The 19,811-nt window shown below is 59.9% G+C and carries 15 protein-coding genes; 9 read left to right on the top strand and 6 right to left on the bottom strand.

Going from position 1 to position 19,811, the window contains the following annotated elements:
* Positions 1-34 precede the first annotated feature (34 nt).
* From AAAV44_RS05920 to AAAV44_RS05905, 4 genes are all read left to right on the top strand, one after another.
* Positions 35-451, top strand: coding sequence for a hypothetical protein (locus tag AAAV44_RS05920; RefSeq protein WP_022095127.1), 417 nt, complete (start codon positions 35-37; stop codon positions 449-451).
* 8 nt (positions 452-459) lie between these two features.
* Positions 460-2,223, top strand: coding sequence for a lipopolysaccharide core heptose(II) kinase RfaY (locus AAAV44_RS05915; protein WP_349114984.1), 1,764 nt, complete (start codon positions 460-462; stop codon positions 2,221-2,223).
* A 431-nt stretch (positions 2,224-2,654) separates the two neighbouring features.
* On the top strand, positions 2,655-6,449 hold the full coding sequence (locus tag AAAV44_RS05910) for a DUF4430 domain-containing protein (protein ID WP_349114983.1): 3,795 nt from the start codon (positions 2,655-2,657) through the stop codon (positions 6,447-6,449).
* A gap of 9 nt (positions 6,450-6,458) precedes the next feature.
* Entirely contained in the window at positions 6,459-7,367 is a 909-nt protein-coding gene (locus AAAV44_RS05905) for a DUF4430 domain-containing protein (protein ID WP_349114982.1), read from the top strand.
* 161 nt (positions 7,368-7,528) lie between these two features.
* Here AAAV44_RS05905 and AAAV44_RS05900 read toward each other — a convergent pair whose 3' ends face one another.
* The 3 genes from AAAV44_RS05900 to AAAV44_RS05890 form a co-directional block, all read right to left on the bottom strand.
* Entirely contained in the window at positions 7,529-7,936 is a 408-nt protein-coding gene (locus AAAV44_RS05900) for a GtrA family protein (protein ID WP_022095123.1), read from the bottom strand.
* A gap of 219 nt (positions 7,937-8,155) precedes the next feature.
* Positions 8,156-8,551: a GtrA family protein gene (locus AAAV44_RS05895; protein WP_022095122.1), complete on the bottom strand. Its 396-nt coding sequence runs from the start codon at positions 8,549-8,551 to the stop codon at positions 8,156-8,158.
* Between the two features lie 78 nt (positions 8,552-8,629).
* The gene (locus tag AAAV44_RS05890; protein ID WP_349114981.1) at positions 8,630-10,546 is read right to left on the bottom strand and encodes a fructose-1,6-bisphosphatase; all 1,917 of its coding nucleotides are present in this window, start codon (positions 10,544-10,546) and stop codon (positions 8,630-8,632) included.
* A 320-nt stretch (positions 10,547-10,866) separates the two neighbouring features.
* Here AAAV44_RS05890 and AAAV44_RS05885 point away from each other — a divergent pair, with 320 nt between their 5' ends.
* On the top strand, positions 10,867-11,757 hold the full coding sequence (locus AAAV44_RS05885; protein WP_349114980.1) for a DegV family protein: 891 nt from the start codon (positions 10,867-10,869) through the stop codon (positions 11,755-11,757).
* A gap of 80 nt (positions 11,758-11,837) precedes the next feature.
* On the opposite strand, the gene AAAV44_RS05880 is transcribed toward AAAV44_RS05885, so the two are convergent.
* On the bottom strand, positions 11,838-12,929 hold the full coding sequence (locus AAAV44_RS05880) for a hypothetical protein (protein ID WP_349114978.1): 1,092 nt from the start codon (positions 12,927-12,929) through the stop codon (positions 11,838-11,840).
* 191 nt (positions 12,930-13,120) lie between these two features.
* Here AAAV44_RS05880 and AAAV44_RS05875 point away from each other — a divergent pair, with 191 nt between their 5' ends.
* Positions 13,121-13,291, top strand: a complete 171-nt coding sequence (locus tag AAAV44_RS05875; RefSeq protein ID WP_349114977.1) for a hypothetical protein — start codon at positions 13,121-13,123, stop codon at positions 13,289-13,291.
* A 24-nt stretch (positions 13,292-13,315) separates the two neighbouring features.
* Here the strand turns inward: AAAV44_RS05875 and AAAV44_RS05870 are convergent, their stop codons facing one another.
* Both AAAV44_RS05870 and AAAV44_RS05865 read right to left on the bottom strand, forming a co-directional pair.
* Positions 13,316-14,419 (bottom strand): RsmB/NOP family class I SAM-dependent RNA methyltransferase, encoded by a 1,104-nt coding sequence (locus tag AAAV44_RS05870; protein WP_349114976.1) that lies wholly within the window; start codon positions 14,417-14,419, stop codon positions 13,316-13,318.
* A gap of 151 nt (positions 14,420-14,570) precedes the next feature.
* Complete coding sequence (locus AAAV44_RS05865; RefSeq protein ID WP_349114975.1) at positions 14,571-16,721, bottom strand: class I tRNA ligase family protein; 2,151 nt, start codon at positions 16,719-16,721, stop codon at positions 14,571-14,573.
* 132 nt (positions 16,722-16,853) lie between these two features.
* Between AAAV44_RS05865 and AAAV44_RS05860 the strand changes: the two genes are divergently transcribed.
* From AAAV44_RS05860 to queA, 3 genes are all read left to right on the top strand, one after another.
* Positions 16,854-17,423: a DUF3267 domain-containing protein gene (locus AAAV44_RS05860; protein ID WP_349114974.1), complete on the top strand. Its 570-nt coding sequence runs from the start codon at positions 16,854-16,856 to the stop codon at positions 17,421-17,423.
* Positions 17,424-17,547: 124 nt separating this feature from the next.
* Entirely contained in the window at positions 17,548-18,123 is a 576-nt protein-coding gene (locus AAAV44_RS05855; RefSeq protein WP_349114973.1) for an epoxyqueuosine reductase QueH, read from the top strand.
* A 70-nt stretch (positions 18,124-18,193) separates the two neighbouring features.
* Positions 18,194-19,405 (top strand): tRNA preQ1(34) S-adenosylmethionine ribosyltransferase-isomerase QueA, encoded by a 1,212-nt coding sequence (queA, locus tag AAAV44_RS05850; protein WP_349115022.1) that lies wholly within the window; start codon positions 18,194-18,196, stop codon positions 19,403-19,405.
* Positions 19,406-19,811 lie beyond the last annotated feature (406 nt).

Below are 19,811 nucleotides of genomic sequence, written 5' to 3'. Positions count from 1 at the left end.
ACGCCAATGCAGTTGTTTGTGATTGGAGACAACCATGGTTATGAAACTCGATCAGCTTGTTAACGGCGCCATTAACGTGGGCTTTGGCGCTGCCGCCGTTGCTGTCGAAGGCGGCAAGAAGGTCCTCGACGACCTTAACACCAAAGGCGAGCAGGTCCGCAAGGACACCGCCACCCCCGATATCGCCCGCAGCGTGTCCGACATGTTCGAGCAGGCCGGTGGCACCATCTCCGATCTGACCGAGCGCTTGGGCATACAGGGCGAGACTGCGGCCCAGCGCGTGCTCGACGAGCTCATCCTTGCCCGCGTCCGCGTTATGACCGCCCCTGAGCGCACGGCCTTCCTAGCCCATGTGCGCGACATCGTCGATTCGGTCGAGGACAACGTGACCTCGGTGCCCGTCGAGTCCGTTGAGCCCGACGATGCGAAGGATACCGAAGAGGCCGAGTAGCAGCGCAGATGGCAGATTCCACCACCGATTACAACAATCTAGATCCCTTGGGTGACGAGGCGGCGGTTGTCGATGAGGTCGATGCCGCCGTCTCGGGCGCTCGCAAGAAGCCGCGCGCTGTCGATATGGTGCCCGAGGAGCCCGACGCGATGGCGCCGGACGAGGAATACCAGCTCACGCCGGCGGGTCGTCGCGAACGCATTGGGCAGATCGTTCGCCTGGTCAAAAACTACCGCGTGTGGGATAACCTCACGCCGGTTCGTTTGCGCCGCCTGCTCGAGGAACTCGGCCCCATGTTCGTCAAGATGGGACAGATTCTGGCCAACCGGTCCGAGATTCTGCCGCAACGCTTTTGCGACGAGCTGCGTCGTCTGCGCTCCGACGTGGAGCCGGTGCCGTACGAGGTCGTACTCAGTTGTCTGGAAGAAGAATACGGCCTGCGCCTGGGGGAGATGTTCGATGCGATCGACCCCAACCCGCTCGGTAGCGCATCGCTCGCGCAGGTGCACCGCGCCCGCCTGGTGACCGGCGAGGACGTGGCCGTCAAGGTGCAGCGCCCCGGTGCGCAGCAGGTTATGGCACAGGACATCGATATCATCCGCTCGGTGGTGCGTATCGTTTCCAAGTTCGTCAACACCGATCAATTCGTTGACCTGCACGGCGTAGTCGAGGAGTTGTGGACCTCGTTTCGCGAGGAGACCAACTTCTTGGCCGAGGCAAAAAACCTCAACGACTTCTACGAGTTCCATAAGAGCGTTCATGGCGTGACGTGCCCTAAATCCTATCTGGACCTGTGCACCGAGCACGTGGTGGTTATGGACTACGTCGACGGCATTTCGATCGCCGATCCTGAACGCTTGGTGGCCGAGGGCTATGACTTGGAAAAGATCGGTGCCGCAATCGTCGAGGACTACTCGACGCAGGTGCTCGATGACGGCTTTTTCCATGCCGACCCGCATGCGGGAAACATCATTCTCAAGGACGGCATCGTTTACTTTATCGACTTGGGCATGGTCGGACGCATGTCGAGCCACGACCGCGGTATCGTCAAGGATATGATTTTTGCCGTGGCCGAGGGCGACGTGCCAAAGCTCAAGGATTCGCTCATGCGCTTCGCCGTGACGCGTGGCGACTCGGCTGAGCTCGATCATTCGGCCTTTTTGTCCGATTTGGACTTTATCGTGGCTGACTTTGCGGGCCTTGACCTTAAGGACTTGGATATCGGCGAGTTTTTGACCTCGCTGTTAAACCTCGCACGTAAGAATGACGTTGAGTTGCCGAGCGTGGTGACGATGTTCGCCCGCGGCATGGTGACGCTCGAGGGCCTGCTGACCGAGTACATGCCCAACGTCAACATGATCCAGATCATTCAGGCTCATATCAAAAACGAGAAGAGCACCTATGCCCGCATGCGCGAGATGAGCCGCGACTTTGCCGCGAGCAGTTATCGCGCGGCGAAGGGCTCACTCGAGGCGGCTGAGTATCTGGGCCTGGCTTCGCGTATGCTCACACGCGGCCAGCTTAAGGTGAACACGCAGATTATGAGCAGCGATAAGGCGCTGCGACAGCTGGGTGGGATTATCGACCGCATGTCGATGGCTATCGTTATCGCCGGTCTGTTTATCGGTTCGTCGGTGGTGTACTACGCGCGCATCGAGCCGGTTGTGTTTGGTATCCCGGTCATTGGCTTTATGGGCTACGTGAGCGCGCTGGTGCTGGCACTTATGCTGGGCCGCAATATCTGGCTCAACAGCCACGGCGGCAAGCACTAGAGGCTGCGACCGTCACCGCATTTTCCTTTCGCAAACAATAGCTTTTACCTTGGGCTTCGCCTGCGTGCGAGGCCCTTTTGCGTGATAGCATATTGACGGTTTTAATCGATGGCCTAGATGGTGGTGCGGAGACGCACGAATGCGCGGTTTTCCTGCGCGTTTGGGAGAATCGGGGTGCAAGTCCCCGGCTGTACCAGTAACCGTAATTCCTCTTGGCTCGGGATGTTCGCGTCGCAGATCGGACGGCGCGCCTGAGCCGTTAAGGTTAAGTCGGATCGCCTCCCATCTTGCATGCGGCTGCGGCGTATGCCGCCGGTGTGCATAGGGCTCTGGAGGGAAGGGGGACCCCGATGGGGGAACTCGAGCGCAACATGCGCGATGACGTGGGGCAGCCTCAAGGCAACGCTCCAAGTACAGACAATGGGGGGCAAATGGATATGTTTGAGGACAAGCGTGAGCGCGCCTCGTTGCATCGCCGTGGCGCGATTGCACGCGGTGTAGCCAAGCGCGGCCTGGTGGCATTCCTGGCCTTCGCGATGGCCTTTGGCACCACGCCGGCTCAGCTGTGGGCCGAGGGCGCCGAGGGCATTACCGACGCTGTGGCTCAGGCTACGACGCCAGGCGAGGACGCAGCGCTTGCGGGCGGTACCGCTGAGCAGAGCGGCGCCGAGGTTTCGGATTCCGGGAGCGCGCCTGCAGCTAGTGCCGCCACTACAGAGGCAGCAACTGGCGACGAAGGCTCGGCGACGGGGGAGAGCCCTGCCACGAGCGAGCGGTCTTCGACGGCATCCGCTGACCAAGCAGGATCTGCCGCCGCGGCTGCCGTCCAGACAGAGAACCCGACAGAAACTGGCGATGTCGTCAAGAAGCAAATCGAGGTCTCGTTCTCGATTATCGGCACCGATGCCGACGGCAAGGCTCAGACCTGGGTGGCACCTACGCAGCTCAAGCTCGACGAGGGCGCGACGGCTGCGGATGCCTTCATTAAGCTGCAGCAGAAGACGGGCTTCAAGGCGGATTACGATCCGAACACGGCATACGGTTTCTACCTCAAAAGCATCACATCCCCGAGCGATGGCCGCACGCTTGCCTACGATCCGACGACTTATGCCTTCTGGCAGCTGTTCGTCGACGGCGCGTCTTCCTCGGTTGGCGCGAGCAGCGTTAAGCTCACCCAGGGGCAGAAGATTGAGTTTGCCTATACGGCTGGTAGCGCGTCCCCTGTCGTTAAGGACCAGGTTGCCGCAAATGTGACCGTCATTGGTCGCGATGCCCAGGGCAAGACTCAGACTTGGGTCGATAACGCACAGTATGTGGTGACGTCCGGCTCGAGCGCGCTTGACCTTACGAAGGTCGCGCTCGAGGCGAATGACATTGACGCCGTTGCTGCGGGCTCCTTCATTCTGAGCCTTAAGTACAACGGCGTTGAGCTGGGTACGCCGCTCGATTATTCGACCTATTGGCAGCTGTTTATCAACGGCAAGTCGAGTGACTATACGGCGGACAATGTCACCATCCATGCTGGCGATACCGTCACGTGGTTCTACGGTGGCTGGGGAGACCAGTTGCCGTCCGATTCTGTCCATGCTTCCGTTCAGGTGCTTGGCAAGGACAAGGACGGCAAGCAGCAGGTTTGGGCTTCGACGGGCCAGACGAGTCTCAAGGCGGGCTCTACTGCTAAGGACCTGTTGGAGCAGACTGGTCTTAAACTCAAAGCTACAGAAGAGTCTTGGGGTTGGTACCTTAGGGGCATTACCTCGCCGCTTGACGGTAAGACCTATTGTGGCTCTGATGCTGCGACCAATAGCTATTGGCGCTTCTACGTAAAGGGCAAGTCCGACGCAAAGTACAAGTTCGCCGACGTTGGCGCTGGTGCCTACGAGCTCCATGAGGGTGACGCCGTCACCTTTATGTATGCTGGCGACAGCGATGCCCTCCCTGGTCAGGTGCTTGGATCCGCCGATATCATCGGCCCCGATGTCAACGGCAACAATACTCGCTGGGGCTCGGCAAGCAATGTTTCCCTGCCCGAAGGCTCCACGGCCCAGAACCTTATTGAGGCAGTTCTGAAGGCCAAGGGCGTTGCGTACAACGGCTCCCAGAGTGGTGAGTACTGGTTCCTGAATTCCATTACTTCGCCGTTCGATCACAAGCCGTATTGTTGGGATGCTGCGACCAATAAATATTGGCATCTGTATATCAACGGAGAGCCCTCCTTACTCTGCGCCAATCAGATTACGCTCAAGAGCGGCGACAAGGTTACATTTGCCTACACCACCGAAAAATCGCCCATGCCCGATCCCGACAAGATTGTCGTGGATCCGAGTGCGACGACTCCTGATTGGGATGCCGAGTGGGCCGGCTACGGCAACAGTGGCAACGGTTCGACCGTAACGGATGCCAAGACGCCTGCGCAGGCCGCCGGTCTTAAGTGGGCCTTCGATTGGAAGGCCGAGTCTGGTCAGCAGTATGCCAACTGCAGCGAGCCTGTCATTGCTAACGGCTTTGTGTACATCGCGACCGAGAACGAGCTCATTAAGATCGATTCGTCCACGGGCAAAAAGGTTGCCTCTGCGCCGCTTGCCTCCAAGGTGAGCTATACCTCTCGTCCGATCTATACCAATGGCCTTATCATCGTTCCGCTCAACGGCGGTGCGGTCCAGGCGATTACTGCAGACAAGCTGATCTGCAAGTGGCTGACGCCTGGTTTGACGGACTTGACGCAGAGCTCCTGCACCGTCGTTTCGGACGGCGAGTACGTCTATGTAGGCTCGGTCGATATTTCGTATGACGAGAATTACAACGCGACTTACGGCAACGGCTCCTTTGCGCGCATTAAGATTGCCACGGGCGAAGTTTCTTGGCAGAACATCGACCCTGCCGAGGGCTATTACTGGACTGGTGCGGCTTTGACGGATAAGTATGCCATCGTTCCTTCGAGCGCGGGTACGCTTAAGTGCATTGATAAGACGACGGGCGATGTCGTTTCGACCATGAAGCTCGGCGCTGTCGCAAATGCCGATTGCATTGCCGATTCGTCCAATGGTTCGACCTTCTATCAGATGACGCACGACGGAAAGCTCCATGTGATTTCGCTTTCGGCGAAGGGCGTGCTGAGTGAACAGAAGACGGTCGATCTGGGTCTTACTAATAACATGAGCGCACCGGCGGTGGCTGGCGAAAACTTGATTGTCGGCGGACAGACGGCTACGGGCTCTGCTCTGGTTCTCTATAACCTGAAGACGGGTAAGACCACGATGGTCGCTGCTGCCGACGGCAAGGCGCTGCCGGCTGGCCTCAACGGTATTGCTGCTACTCCGCTGGTGAGTGTTCAGGGCGGCAAGACCTATGTGTACTTCACCGTTAACAGCGCGGATAGCAAGGATTACGTCAACTACTCTGCTGGTGGTGGCGTGTATCGCTATACGCTCGGCGATGCAGAGGCGACGCAGATTTATGATGCGGCTGGCCATTACCAGTACTGTGACTCTCCGGTCATTGCCGATGCTTCTGGCAATCTCTACTACATTAATGATTCGGGCACGCTGTTTAAACTTGGAGCTGTCGAGTCTTGGACGGTTGCCTTTAACTCCAACGGCGGGTCTGCTTGCGACACTAAGTTTGTTGCTACGGCCGATGGCAAGCTGGTCAAGCCGGCCGATCCGACGCGCGATGGCTACGCTTTCGGCGGTTGGTATACCGATGAGGCTTGCACGCAGGCATATGACTTTAGCACGCCGGTGACGGCCGATCTGACGCTGTATGCCAAGTGGACCAAGAATGCCGTTAACCCTGGCGGTAATGGCGGCGCTGGTTCGAATGGCGGCGGCGGTTCTGGTACCGGTACTGGTTCCGGCACTGGCGCTGGCACTGGCACGGGTTCCGGCTCCGGCTCGAAGGGCGGCGCTGTCGCCCCGGGTCATAAGCCGACGACCAAGACGACGGTGTCGACCAAGACCGAGACCAAGGACAACAAGTCCAATAAGAAGGACTCCGATAAGTCCGATAAGAAGGACGAGAAGAAGTCTGACAAGAAGGACAGCAAGTCCGACAAGAAGTCCGATTCCAAGTCCGATACGGGTGCTGTTGCCGCGACTACCGCTAAGAAGTCCGCTGAGGCTCCTGTGCAGCAGTCTGGCTTCAATCCGCTTGCCATCGTTGGTGTTGCGGCCGGCGTGATCGGGCTTGCTGTCATCGGCGTGTTCGTGTTTACCAAGCGTCGGTAGGTGGGGGCCGTGTCCAATAAGCCTCAGGACGCCGACTCCAAGCAACCCGACTCGTCGTTCATTCAGCTCGACGATGCAAAGCAAAAGGGCTCCGCTTCGGCGGCGTCCGCCCCTCGGCGCAAGGCGCTTGTTGGTGCCCTGACGACCGTCTGTATCGCACTCATCATCGTCTCGTTAGGTTTTGTCCATCCCTCTACCAGCGGTGCATGGTCCATCGATTGGATTGCGCGGGCTGTGACAGGGGAGAGCGTCGTTGCCAAGGATGCGTCGGTTTCCGGCTCGACTACCGCTTCGGGCAAGGCTGCGCCCAAGGACTCCAAATCTTCGGACAATGCGAAGGACGGGTCGAAGGACTCGGATGAATCTGATTCCAAGGACAAGTCTGAATCTTCGGACAAGAAGTCTGACAAGGACTCGAAGGAGAAGAAGTCCGAAGGCAAGGGCGGCAAGAAGTCCAACAACGCGTCTGCCGGACAGGGCTCCGGATCCGCTGGCGGATCGAACGCTTCTAACGGCTCGTCTTCGGGCGGCGGCTCGGCGTCCGGCGGTGAGTCTGCATCCAACAGTGGCAGCGCCTCTGCTGGCAATCAGAGCGGCTCGCAGCAGCCTGGCTACGTAACGGTGACGGTTTCGGTCACATCGAGTGCTGTGGGCAATCCTGTGTCCTCTGGTGGCACCTTTACCTTTAACGAAGGCGCTACCGTTTACGATGCCCTGTGCGCGCTGGGCCTTTCTGTCAACGCACACGGCTCGTCGTACGGTACGTATGTTTCCGCGATTGGTGGTTTGGCCGAGAAACAGTACGGCGGCACGAGCGGGTGGATGTACTCCGTCAACGGCACAACGCCCATGACGGCCTGTAGTAACTACGTTCTCTCAAACGGCGACAACGTAGTCTGGTATTACGTTACAGGCTAGAGGCCTCGACATAGCGCGCCAGACGGGCGGTTCGGACCAACATCCGGGCCGCCCGTTTTTCGTGCGAATGGGACTGGGCCACCGGGTCTCTCGGTAAACAAAAAAAACCGGTTGGAACGGGAATTCCAACCGGTTATACATTCAAGCAAATAGTGAATCGACTACGACCGTGCGCCCTCGAGGAAGAAGCGGCGGCTGAAGTAGTTGTACCAGGTGACGAGGAACGTGGCGATGGCCTTCATGGCCTGGTAGCCGATGCTCAAAAACGTGACGCCCACAAACATGTACAGGTCGTTGAGGCCCAGGCCGATCACCGACAGGATGGTGAAGATCGTGAACTCGCGCTTGCGGCTCATGCCTTCGCGGTGGTCGAACACGTACTTCATGCTGAGCCAGTAGTTGACCACGACGGACGTGATAAACGAAACCGTGGTGCTCATCAAAAAGTCAAGGTGGAACAGCTCGACGAGCGCAATGAGCATGCCCCAGTCGATGCCAAAGGAGATAAGACCCACGACAGCAAACTTGAGGAACTGCTTGGTATGAGGTTGTGCCAGCGCCTTGCGCACGTAATCACATCCAATGCGTTGATGAATCGAGCAGAGGATACTTTAGAGCTTTTACAAGGGAAACGTAAGGTCTTTGCCAAGAACTATATGAACTCGCCAAATTTTCAAGAGCTAATCCGCAAACGTTGAAAATTTGCCCGTAAACGAGCGACACCCACGGACGATACTGCGCTGAGTGCGCGTCGTCCGTGGGTGTCGTAATGCTGCAGGGGTTTCGAGCTATTTTGTCTCGTCGCCCTCCAGGAAGATTTTTCGGGTCACAAAGTTGTAGACCATGACAAGCGCGGTGGCACAGATCTTGGCGATATTGGCCTCGAGTCCCAGGCCGGCGTTGAGCGCCAGCACGATGCCATCGTTGAGCACCAAACCGATCACGGACAGCACGACAAAGATGATGAACTCGCGGCGGCGGCTCATGCCTTCCTTGTGCGCAAACACGTATTTCATGCTTGCGAGGTAGTTAAAGATGAGTGAGATGATAAAGCCGCTGGTGTTGGCGATTAGGATGTTGAGACCCAGACCGTAGTGGAGCAGATTCATAATGCCAAAGTCGATAACCGTGGCAATGACACCGACGACGCCAAATTTCATAATCTGCGCAAGGAGCTTTTGCATGGTACCTGCCTTAAGCTGGCGCCGAAGCGCCGCGGGGATGACAAACTTAGCAAGTTTAGCCAATCCCCGCGGGTGGTGCTAGGCGCGCTCCTCGATAACACCGTTTCTATATGCATCGAGCAGCTGGCGCAGGTCCTGGATCTGGCTGCGAATCTTGGCGCCAGTATCGGTGTCGCTCACCATGCGGCGACGGTCTGCTTGGTCAAAACGGTTGGTCTCGCTCTCGATGTCCACGTTGCGCGTGAGTGCCTCGGCAACCGTCGTAAAGGCCCGGTGCGACTTGAGGCGGCAGCCGCGCGAGCTCGAGATGAGCGTATAGCCGGCGATGCCCGTCTTGGGATGGTAAGCGCGGCAGAAGCCGCCATCGATGACCAGTAGCTTGCCCTCGGCGCGGATGGGCTGCTCACCCTTGGTGGTTTTAACGGGCGTGTGGCCGTTGATGATGTGGCCGGTCGGCGAACATGCCATGGGCGCGACGCCAAACTCGCGCATGATGTCGTCGCAGACCGAGGGCGACTTGGTAAGCGTAAAGTATGGGTCCATCGGCTCGACCCAGGTGCTCTTATCGGCGATATAGGCGCGCTCAAAGGTACGCACCACGCGTCCGCTGGCGGGTGAGTTAAAGCCGATCCACAGGTACCACATCCAGTCGAGGGCGTCGCGGTCGCCCACGCGCCAGGCGCGGCGGGCGATACGGTCGCAAAAATCGAGATAATCGCGGCCGGCGTGCCAGGTGCCCAGGCAGTTCATGCTGCTAAAGGTACCATCCTCGTTGAGCGGCACGCAGCCATGGAACAGTAGGTTGCCGTTGGTGACCTTGTACATCGAGCCATGGGTGTAGAGGAAATCGATATGGCGATGCAGGTGATCGGCGGTGACAAACTCGGACACGAGCTTGTCGATGATATGTTGCTCCTGGGGCGTGAGCGTGTAGGGGTCCGTCGGGTCGACGGTGGGGAAGTCGTTGGTCGTGAGCGGCCACACGCTGCCGTCGGCGAGCGTGACCGTGCCGGTGTCGTGGTCGATCTTGTCGAGCAGCAGGCGGTCGGTCATGTCGAACTCGGGGTGACGCTGGATAATCTGGCCCTCGAGTTTAAAGAGCAGCACGTTGATGGCTTTGATCAGCGGGGTGATGGACTCACCGGCGGTGTAGGTGGCATCGGCAAAGGCGACGAGCTCGCGCAGCGAGATGCCGTAGTCGTTCTCGAGGATCTCGTAATTGTCGTAGCGCAGGTTGTTGCGCAGCACCGTGGCGATGCAGGCGGGCTCGCCGGCAGCGGCGCCCATCCACAGCAGGTCGTGGTTGCCCCACTGGATGTCGAGCGAATGGTAGGTGAGCAGGCGGTCCATAATCTTGGCAGCGCCGCCGCCACGGTCGAAGATATCGCCCACCAGGTGCAGGTGGTCGACGGCCAGCCGCTTGATGAGCGAGGCGAGCGACTCGATAAAGTCGTCGGCGCTGGCGGTCTCCAGGATGGATTCCACGATGCGCTCGTGATAGCGCACGCGATAGTTGTTCTCGTCCGGGTGCGTGTGCAACAACTCGTCGATGATGTAGGCGTAGTCGCGCGGGATGGCCTTACGCACCTTGGAGCGCGTGTAGCGGCTCGAAAGCGAGCGAGCGACCATGATGAGCTGGTCAAGCATCGTCTTGTACCAGGTTGGCGAGTCCTCGCGCCGGCTGCGGACCAGGTCGATCTTCTCGCGCGGGTAGTAGATGAGCGTACACAGCTCGCCCTTTTCGTCAAAGGAGAGCGTGTCGCCAAAGATCTCGTCGACATGCTCGCGCACGACGCCCGAGCAGTTGTTGAGGATGTGCATAAAGGCTTCGTACTCACCATGCACGTCGCTCATAAAATGCTCGGTGCCTTTGGGCAGGTTGAGAATGGCCGAGAGATTGATAATCTCGGTAAACGCGGATTGCTCGGTAGGAAATTGTCTCGACAGCAGACGCAGATACTTAAAGTCTTGCGGGTTGCGATCGAATGCGACCATGAAACACCTTCCGATATGGTTGGTAAAACTGATAAACAGCGTCAAACGTTTATCAGTATGCGCCGGCTTTGTTTCGATTTTGCGCCGGCGGCTGAATTGTCGGCTGAACGGTTTGGTAAATCGATTTAGTTGAGGTTGATGTGTCGGTTTGGTGGAGACGACAGAGGGTGTTTTCTCAGATATTTTTGCGTGGGGTCGGTGGAGACGATGGTGGTAAAGATGTTCGCTAATTTCGGTTCGAATTGGTAAATAGTGGACGTTTGTATCGTATTTAGGCTTGCTGTGCGATAATTTGCGCAGCAATACTTAAGGAGCCTCATATGAGTGATTTTGTCCTGACCTGTGAATCCGCCGCCGACCGAACCCGTGAGTTCTTTGCGTCGCGCAATATCCCTGTCGTGTGTTTTCATTACGAGATCGACGATGTTGTCTATACGGACGATCTGTATCAGTCGATTACGCCGGACGAGTTTTTTGTCCAGATTGCCGCGGGCGCTATGCCCAAGACGTCTCAGGTGAGCGTGGGCGAGTACGAGGAGTTTTGGGAGCCGTTTGTTGCCGAGGGTAAAGACGTGCTGCACCTGGCGTTGTCGTCGGGTATTTCGGGCACGTATGGATCGGCCTGCGTTGCGGCGCAGATGCTCGCGGATCGCTATCCTCAGGGCGGCAAGGTGCGCGTCATCGATTCGCTGGCGGCGTCTTCGGGCTTTGGCCTATTGCTGGAATATGCCGCCGACGTGCGCGATAGCGGGGCTTCGCTCGACGAGACGGCCGCTTGGATTGAGGAGCATAAACTCAACCTTCACCACTGGTTCTTCTCGACCGATCTGTCGAGCTACCTGCGCGGCGGTCGCATTTCGGCCGCGAGCGCGATTATCGGCACGGCGCTTAAGATTTGCCCGCTTATGACGGTCGATTGCGAAGGCAAGCTGTCGCCACGTGAGAAGATTCGCACCAAGAAGCGCGCGATTTCCGAGATGGCTAAGACCATGATGAAACACGTGCAGGACGGTGCGGATTATTCGGGCAAGTGCATCATGTCGCACTCGGCGTGCCGCGGGGATGCCGAGGCCGTTGCGGCGCTGATTGAGGAACAAGTTCCGCAGCTCAAAGGCAAGATTGAGATCAACAATATCGGTGCTCTGATCGGTTCGCACACCGGACCTGGTACGGTGGCGCTCTTCTTTATGGGCGACAAGCGCGTGAGTTAATTCGCCCCATCACGTCGCGCACGATTGCTCAAACGAAAACGGCCCGCCTCACGTTTGTGAGGCGGGCCTTGCTGTTTGGGTTAGCGTTTCTTGCCGCGGAAGAAGAAGCCGTGGAGCGATGGCTTGAGGCCGCGGTTGGCGCGGCGCTCCTCGATATGATCGTGGATCGAAGCGACGCGCTCGATAACCTCGTCGGGAATCGGCACGTCGGGATTCATGTTCTCGACCTGACTGACCTCGGCGGCGGCAACCTGGTCGATAATGGGCACATCGTCGCGCGAGATGACGGGCGTGGCGTCTTCTTTCATCTTGCGGTAGCGCTGCATCATGTCGGTCTGCAGCTGCTGGGCCGAAGGTGGTGTCCAGATGATGGCGTTGGCGCCGGCGGCGATGGTTTCACGGATGCTCTCGGGCGTCTTGCCGCCCGGCGCGATGAGCGGCAGGTTGGGATAGTGCTCGCGCAGTTCACGTAGGACCTGGGGCGTGTTTTTGCCGGCGGCGATGTTGAGAATCTTGGCTCCGGCGCGCACTTTGGCATGCGCATCATCGTCGCAACGTACGACTGTGGCGATGACGGGGATGTCGGCGATGTTGGTGATGTGCTCGACCATCTCGGCAGTGGCGGGGGAGTTGACCACACAGCCCGCCGCGCCCTGCATCTCGGAGACGGCTGCCATCTGTACGGAGCGCTTACCGGTCGTAGTTCCGCCGCCCACGCCCACAAAGACCGGGCACTCGGCGACAGTCAACAGCGCCTGCGTAATGGCAGGCTGTGGCGTGAAGGGGTAAACGGCAAAGACGGCATCGGCGTTGGAGTTGCGGATGACCGCGACGTCGGTGGTGTAGATAAGCGACTTGATGCGACGACCGAAGAGCGTAAAGCCGCTGGCCTCCTCGATCTCGTCGGGCATGCGGAGGGCCGCCTTGCGCAGACGCCCGTCGATGGGCAGCGGCTCCATGGGGAGCAGTCCGTTGGGGGTCACGGCTACCTGGGGCTCGGTGAACTCGTCTGCGAGCTCGACCTCGGAAAAATCGACCGAGGCGACGATGTCCTCGTGAACCTCGGCGGGTACATCGATGGGAGCTTGGTCGTTTGTCGCGGCAGGCGTGTCAAAGGAGCTGGTGCCGACAAAGGCGTCGACGCGCTCGTTTAGGTCGTTGAGGGTATCCATGGATCCTCGATTCTATGCGATGGTGGTCGGCAGGGTGCCGGCAGCGTTGTGCTTGCCAAATCGTTTGACGAGTTGATTTTTCCCCGCCGCGCCATCCGTTAGACCGAAGGGCCGGCGAACGTGAAGGAGCTGTGGTGGCGGGTATTGAGGTGCTATCTTGAATGTCCCGTTTAAAAGAGAGGTGACGCGGAATGGAATTTACAGCAATGTTGGGCTCGATTGGCCTGTGTGTGGGCGCAATCGTAGCCGCCGCGGTCATCTACTTGGTGGTCACGGCCATTAAGGGCAAAAGGGCCGAACGCAAGGAGCGCGAGGCACTTAAGCAGCACCGTGACCAGCAGGACAAGTGCGCACGGAGATAGTTTGTTGAGGTTTGAATCCGTGCGCTAGCTGCGTTTTCGGATCAGGGCGATGTAGAAGCCCTCAAAGTCGCGGCTGGGCGGAATGGTCAGCGTGCCGGGCATACCGTTGGCAACGGACGAGACGTGGCCGGCGGCGATGGCCTCGGTGAGGGCGTTGCACTCGATATGCGGCTCCTCGCCGGCATCCTGAGCGCGACGCGTTTCATTTTCGCTCGGCGTGCCGTCGAGGGGGATGAGCTCGCAGTCCATGTGCTTGTCGAGGGCCTCTTGCAGAGCGTCCTCGTTTTCCTGCGGCAAGATCGAACAAGTCGAATAGACGAGCGTGCCGCCCGGTTTGAGGGCTCCCATGGCGCGGTCCAGAAGTGCTCGCTGCGAGCGGGCGCACTTGCCGAGCAACTGCTCGGTGAGGCCGCGCAGACTCTTCTCGTTGCCGCTGATGACGGTGCCCGTGCCGGTGCAGGGAGCGTCGAGCAGGATGCGGTCAAAGCGGAAGAACTCATCGAGCTCGCGTGCGTCGATGCGCATGACGGGCACGTTTTTGGCGCCTTGGCGGTGGAGGTTGGCTTCGAGCTTCTCGGCGCGGGGAATGCTCATCTCGCAGGCCGTGAGGTGTGCCTGGCCCTGGGTGAGGGCGGCGATCTGCGTCGTCTTGCCACCGGGGGCTGCACACATGTCCAGGATGTCCTCGCCTGTCTGGGCGCCCAGGACCAACGGCGGCATCATGGATGACAGGCTCTGCAGATAGATTTTGCCGTCGCGGTAGATGTCGAGATCCCACAGGTCGGAAACCTGGGCTTCGGGCAGGATGAAGGCGTCCGGATACCAGGTAACGGTTTGGTGCGCGATGCCGGCTTCGTCGAGTGCGGCGGCGATGTCCTCGGCGGTCGTCTTGAGCGTGTTGGCGCGCAGCGTGACTGGGCGTGTAGCCGCGGCACCAAAGCCTTCGATCATGAGCTCGGCATCGGCGGGTGCATAGGCGCCGGCGACCGTGTCGACCATAAAGCGCGGCAGGTCGGCGGCGGAGTGTTGGGCGGCAAGCTGGTCGGAAAGCTCGGTAGCAGCAAACTGCCTGAGCTTGAGCTCGGCCTTGACCTGCTTTTTCTGCTTACGACGACGCGGCTTGGACATCCGTCTTTCCTTCCCATTCCATTAAAAGTAGTCAATTTGGGACGGGGCTATTTTAGCTACCCGTCCGTTTCGGCAGGCGTTGCAGTTAAATTTGGGACGGGGTAGCTAAAATAGCCCCGTCCCAAATTGACTACTCTGCCTTGGCGTTGGCCTAGTACTGGCTCTCGTGCTTGCTGAAGAAGTCGAAGCGCGGGGGCAGCGGCTTCACACGGTGCTCGCCGGGCTTCTCGCCCAGGCTCTCCATAAATTCGTCCGTGGAGGCAAAGATGTTATCCCAGCTAAAGAAGGCGACCGGATCGACATCGAAGTACTCGCAGATGAGCTCGCAGCCGGCCGGGACGATGCCGTGCATCAGGACGGTCGCCACGCGCAGTTCGGTAAAGGCGTCGACGAGGGCTTGCGTCATGGCGGCGTTTGCCGCCTCGCCCTCGAGCTTATTGGCGGCCTTGGAGGCGTCGCTCCAGCGCTTGTTGGCGGCGCGCAGGTAGTCGTCGCACACGGCGAGCGCGCGGTGCGTCTCGAACTTGTACATGGCCTGCTCAAAGGCAAGGGCGGCCTGCTCGGCGGCTTCGACCACGGCAGCAGAGGCTGCACCGGCGGGGATGCAACCGTTGCGATAGGGGCTCTCGTCGCCCTCCTTGATGGCGACGCCGTAGAAGCAGCTGCGGGCCAGGCGGTTGAAGACGCCGGTCAAAAGGGCGCTCTCCTTAAGGGCCGGGTCGATAACGCGCTTGTCGTCGCAGGCACGCACCTCGTTGCCGTCCTTGTCCTTGCCGGTCACGCGCGTGTCGTATGCCTTGGGGCTAAAGCTTACCGGCTTCTCGGATAGGCCGAGCGACAGCCAATGTGCACGCATCTGCTCGCAGGTGTAGTGGTTGAGCAGGTCGTCTGCCGGCGGGGGAGGCGTCTGCGAGGACGAGCTGGCCTTTTTGCCCATGTAGAGCAGGTGGTAGCAGGCGCTGACGGTGCTCTGAGTAAGGTCCCAGCCCAGGGCCTCCCACATGGCGGTCTGCGCGATGCAGTAGAAGTAGATGTTGTCCTGACCGATAAACTGGTAGATCTGAGCGTCGTCAGAGCACCACCAGTCGCGCCAGTCGAGCGAGCTGTGCTGGTAGGTGGGCGCGGGGACCTGCGTGGAATCGGCGGCGGGCTCGCCCATGAGGGCGGCGTCCTGGGCGGCGACACCCTCGGTCACGCCGGCGGCCTTGGCATCGCGTGCGAGCACGGTGCGGGTGTAGCTGATGGGCGCCCACAGGCTCTCGGGCCAGCACCAGCAGGTGACGTCGGTCACGCCGTCGACCTCGGGCACCGGAACGCCCCAGTCGATGTTGCCGGTGATGCGGAAGGGCACGAGCGCCTTGCCGCTGCGGAAGCGCACGCCGCCGTTGGCGAGCACCGCGTGGGCGTCGTCGCGCTCCTTCCAGCTGGGGAAGGTGACAGTAAAGCTGCTCTTGTTGCCCTCAGGCTCCAGCACGGTGTGCTCGGGGAGCTGGTCCTCGACGGCGTCGAAGGCCTCGCGGAACTTGTTCTGAATATAGAGCTGTGCCGGCAGCAGCCACTCCTCCATGGTCTTGGAGACCACGGAGCGAACCTGCGGGTTCTGGGCGAGCTTGGCGGTGTAGGTCTTCATAAAGTCGAGGTAGGCGGGCAGGTCGAAGTAGAGGTTGTCGACCGGGCGCAGCTCGGGCACTTCGCCGGTGAGCTGGCTCTTGGGTGCGATGAGTTCCTCGGGCTCAAACTGGTGACCCAGGTCGCACTCGTCGGCATAAGCCTTTTCGGACTTGCAGCCCTGGATGGGGCAGCGGCCGATCACCTGGCGGCCGTTGAGGAACGTGCCGGCCTTGGCGTCGTAGAACTGCAGCGTGGAGCGTTTGGAGATGGTGCCCTGCTCGTGCAGGCGCTCGATAATCTCGGCGGTAACCTCGTTGTGAATCTGGGCCGCCGGCTCAAGGCCCGAGCCGCCGTAGATGTCGCAGCTGATGTTGTAGTTGTTGAGGGTCGCGGCCTGGCGGGAGTGGTTGGACTCGACGTACTCGCTAATGGACTTGTCGTAGCCCTCGTTCTCCTTGAGCTTGCGGTAGCTCTCCATGATGGGCGATCCGTAGCAGTCGGTTCCCGAGGTGAAGATGACATTCTCGCGGCCCAGGCGGTCGCGCAGGAAGCGGGCGAAGAAGTCGGCCGGGACAAAGACGCCGCCGACGTGGCCAAAGTGAAGGCCCTTGTTGCCGTAGGGCTCGCCGGCGGTAACGATGGCGCGGCGAGGCCAGCTGGGACGGTCGTTCATGGAGTATTTGGATGCCATGGGACTCCTTCGCATATGGTAAGAGCGCGGCCGGGCGCGGGGCTCGGCGACGCAGTGGTCAATTCGTGCATATCGTTCGACATTATCGCACATGCGGACGGGTACGTGGCAGGGGCGCTATCCTAAGATGCTATGAATGAGATTTCCAACATACATGCGTTTGAGGACGAGGATTTTCTGCACGCCTGCTTTGCGTGGGGGATGGCAGTGCTCGGTGCATTTGCCGTGTGCCTGGTGCCGGTTTTTATGCTGCTGGGCGGACCTGCGGATCTGGACGCGGCTGACGCGGGTGGCTGGACGGCTGTCTTGGGCTGGATAGTCGGCTTGGCTGCGGTTTCGGCGGCGTCATTTGCCGTGCACGAGCTGGTGCACGGCGTGTTCTTTAAGCTGTTTGCACCTGTCGGTGCTCGGGTGACCTTTGGGGCAAATCTCGAAACCTGCATGATTTACGCCTGCGCCGAGGGCGTGGTGTATTCGCGCCGGCGGTACGTGGCGGTTTGCCTGGCGCCGACGGTTGTTGTGACGGCGGCGTTTGCCCTAGGGTTTGCGCTCTCGGGCTATCCGCTGCTGTGCTACCTGGCGGCTGGTCTGCACTTGTCGGGCTGTGTGGGCGACTGGTATTACGTGCGGACCATTCTGCGCGACCGTCGCATTGTCGCCTGCGAGGACACATCCTTTGGCGTGCGCTTTTTTGGTCAGTAGTCTTTTTGGGACGGGGCTATTTTGACTACTTTTTGGAGATGGGTATTTTTGACTGCTTTACGTCAAAAGTAGTCAAAATAGCCCCGTCCCAAAAAGACTACTTATTGTGGGGGAGGAGATGTCCATGAAGCCGTTGCTGTTGCACGCCTGCTGTGCGCCGTGCTCGCTGGAGCCGGTCCGCCTGCTGCGCGAGGAGGGGTTTGAGCCCACGATTTGCTGGACCAACCCCAATATTCAGCCGCGCGATGAATGGCAGCGCCGCTTGGACGAGCTGCGCCGGTGGTGTGCTGATGGCGACATCGAGCTCATTGAAGCAGGCGAGGACCGCGAGCGCTGGGAGGCCGGTGTGGCCCCGTTGGGCGCCGATCGACCCCGCCGCTGTCGTGTGTGCTATGCCTTGCGCTTGGCCGAGGCATGCCGTGTGGCCCAGGAGCGCGGGTTTGAATGTGTGGGCACGACGCTCGCCGTCTCGCCGTATCAGCTGTTCGACACCTGCAATGATGTGTTGGAGCGTTTGGCCGCCGCCCGCGGTCTCACTCCGGTGATTCGCGATTTTCGCCCGTATTATCCCGAGGCCACGCGTCGTTCGCGCGAGCTTGGCATGTATCGGCAGAACTACTGTGGTTGCCGATTCTCGGCCGTCGAAGCGGCCATGGACCGTGCCCGCATTCGCGACGAGCGCAAGGCTGCCAAAAAGTAGTTCATTTGGGACGTCAGCCTGCTAGGATGTAGAGCGGACTTTAGCTATATAAGGAGTATCTGACGTGTCTATGCGTACCGATGATTTTGACTACAACCTTCCCGAGGAACTGATTGCCCAGGCTCCTGCCGAGCCGCGCGACTCCTGCCGCCTGCTGGTGGTGGATCGCAAGGGCTCCCAGGCGGGAACGCCGCTGGAGCACGGCGGCACCGTTGAGCACCGCATCTTCCGCGACATCATCGACTATATCGAGCCGGGCGATGTGCTCGTCATCAACAAGACGCGCGTGATGCCGGCCCGCCTGATTGGTCGCAAAGCCGGCTCGGGTGGTGTGGTCGAGACGCTGCTGCTCAAGCGCCGCGAGGATGTTGACCCGCTGGGCCATGTTTGGGAGTGCCTGGTCAAGCCGGGCAAGCGTCTGAAGCCCGGTGCTCAGATTGAGTATCGCGCCGGTGGCGCCCATGCGCCCGAGGGCGCGCCCGTGGTGCTGGCGGCCGAGGTCATCGACTTTGTCACCGATAGCCGTGGCGGCCGTCTGGTGCGCTTTGAGCCGGCCGGTTGCAATGCTGCCGGCGAGCCGCGCACGCTCGACGAGGCCATCCACGCCGCCGGTCACGTGCCGCTGCCGCCCTACATTACCGATTACGAAGGCGATCCCGAGAAGTATCAGACCGTCTACGCCATGAAGGAGGAGCACTCGGCTGCCGCTCCTACGGCGGGTCTGCACTTCACGCCCGAGCTCATGGCCGCTATCGAGGCCAAGGGTGCGAAGTTTGCTGCCGTCGAGCTCGAAGTGGGCATCGATACTTTCCGTCTGGTGGAGGAGGACGATCCCACGCAGCATGTGATGCACACCGAGCGCTACCACGTGTCGCAGGAAGTTGTCGACGCCGTGCATAAGGCGAAGGCCGAGGGCCATCGTGTGATCGCTGTCGGTACCACGGCGGTGCGCTCGCTCGAGAGCGCGTTTGACGCCGATGCGCCGGTGTCCGATCCGGCTGTGACGGCGCGCTATTTTGAGGGTCGTGAGGACGGCGCCGACACGCTCGGCCGCGGTGACATCGTGGTGCGCGAGAACGCTACGACGCAGCTCTACCTCATGCCCGGCTCGACCTATCACGTGGTCGACGCACTGATCACAAACTTCCATGTGCCGCGTTCCACGCTCATGATGCTCGTGAGCGCACTTGCCACCCGCGACCAGATCATGGATGCCTACGCCGCCGCCATTGAGGAGCGCTACCGCTTCTTCAGCTTTGGAGACGCAATGCTCATTTGTTAGTTACGCGGTTCTACGAACCGCGTAACGGCTCGACGCTGCAAACGCCCCTAAGCGGCAATCTGACGTTCAATCGTCGGGCATGACCAGAAGGTCAATGCCCTCCTCTTTCACGTCACCTTGCTCGCTTAGGGGCGTTTTCGCTGACTTCGCCAAAACATTGGCGTTGCCTTTGTTGTCGGGTAGTCGTTGGGGACGTTCTTAAACGACTAGTCAAAGGGGACACTCTTGCGGTGCTTGGCACTTGGGTAGTCGTTGGGGACGTTCTTGAATGACTAGTCGTTTAAGAACGTCCATTACAGTCGAAATTGTCAGCCCGGGACCGTCTCGGGCTACGATTGAGGCGCGCCCAGAACGGGCCGCCGACCGGGCGCCCGCGCACGGCCGAACGTCCCTGCCCCCGAGAGGG

This window comes from Collinsella sp. CLA-AP-H1, from assembly GCF_040092945.1.
Classification (GTDB): Bacteria; Actinomycetota; Coriobacteriia; order Coriobacteriales; family Coriobacteriaceae; genus Collinsella.
Note: the sequence above shows the minus strand (reverse complement) of the source record. Positions and strands in the feature narration are given on the sequence as shown.